The 1,405-nt window shown below is 39.9% G+C and carries 1 protein-coding gene; it reads left to right on the top strand.

Translation table 11 applies throughout. From position 1 onward, the window contains the following. Positions 1-271: 271 nt before the first annotated feature. On the top strand, positions 272-1,201 hold the full coding sequence (locus V7068_RS05075) for a sporulation protein (RefSeq protein ID WP_499711366.1): 930 nt from the start codon (positions 272-274) through the stop codon (positions 1,199-1,201). Positions 1,202-1,405: the final 204 nt, after the last annotated feature.

Raw genomic sequence — 1,405 nt, forward strand, 5'->3', positions numbered from 1 at the left:
AGCTCAGCTGGTTAGAGCGCACGCCTGATAAGCGTGAGGTCGGTGGTTCGAGTCCACTTAGGCCCACTCATATAGTATTTCTTATTATTCAACAGCAGCTTGCAAAGAAAAAAACTAGCCCAAATAGGGCTAGTTTTTTTGTCTTGTTAAACTATGAAATATCATTTAATTTGAAACTATTTTCAATATTTATCGTATATTTATAAAGTATCTCAATAATTTTAGGAAGCTATTTTACTTACATATTAAAGCGTTGAAAGGAAGAAAAACTATGTTCAAAAAGATTTTAGCCAGCTTAGGAAAAGGAGCTGCGACTGTAGATTTACAGTTTAATCATCGGCAATATCAAGCAGGGGAAAGTATTCAAGGAGAAGTTGTTATTCAAGGTGGTGAGGTAGAGCAGAAAATCAATCAATTGGCTGTTCGTCTCATGATGAATGTCTCACTGAAGCAAGGCAACGTTTCTAAGGAAATTGCGTATATACCGCTTATGAGCCGCGACCGTATTCAGCCTAAAGAACAAAAGGTAATCCCTTTTCATTATGCACTGCCTACGAATATCCCGGTTTCACGAGGAACGGTTTCCTATCATTTTGATACACACCTAGATATCGAGGGAGGGGTCGACCGTAAAGATGTCGATCACCTCATTGTTCAACCACAAGGAGCACTTCAAGCAATTTTTAATGCAATGGGCCGATTAGGTTTTCGAGAGAAGGCGGATTCAGGTAAAATTGATCAATATGGTCAGGAATTTACTTTTTTCCCTACTCAGGCATTCTTAGGACAAGTAAGTGAAGTGGAAATGCGCTTTGCTGCTGAACAATCAGGGATTTCTGTTTGGATGGAAGTAGATTGCAAAAACGGCTACAAAGAAGTGGAAGCAAAACGAGAATTTCGCTTAGATTGGACTATTCTTGAAAATGAAGCAGAGCTTGAGAAAGTATTAGGTCAATATATCGCTGAAGCAGTTGAACAGCCATATGTTTACGCACAGTCTTTTTCTTATGAGGCTAATCATCATCACGGTATGTCTTCCGCTTTACCCGGCATGATTGGCGGATTAGCTGTTGGCGTGTTAGGAGGTATGTTAGTTGCCGAAGTGATGGATGAGTTTGTTGAGGAAATGTTTGAAGAAGAAGCAGAGGAATTTGAAGAAGCCTTTGATTTCTTCGGCGGCGATGATGGTGAAGAATCTTAATTAATAAATAAAAAGGCTGTCCTTCGAGGCAGCCTTTTTATTTAGTTTGCCGTCCTCAAAGTGTGTTGAAGGGCAAAACCGAGAAATTCAACCAGGAAAATGTCCTTCATCGAGATTATGAAGGCCAAAATCAAGAAACCGAGCCAGGAAAATGTCCTTCACCCGGGTTATGAAGGCCAAAATCAAGAAATTCAACCAGCGAAA

Origin of the sequence: Bacillus sp. JJ634 (assembly GCF_036962285.1) — a bacterium.
Lineage (GTDB): Bacteria > Bacillota > Bacilli > Bacillales > DSM-1321 > Peribacillus > Peribacillus asahii_A.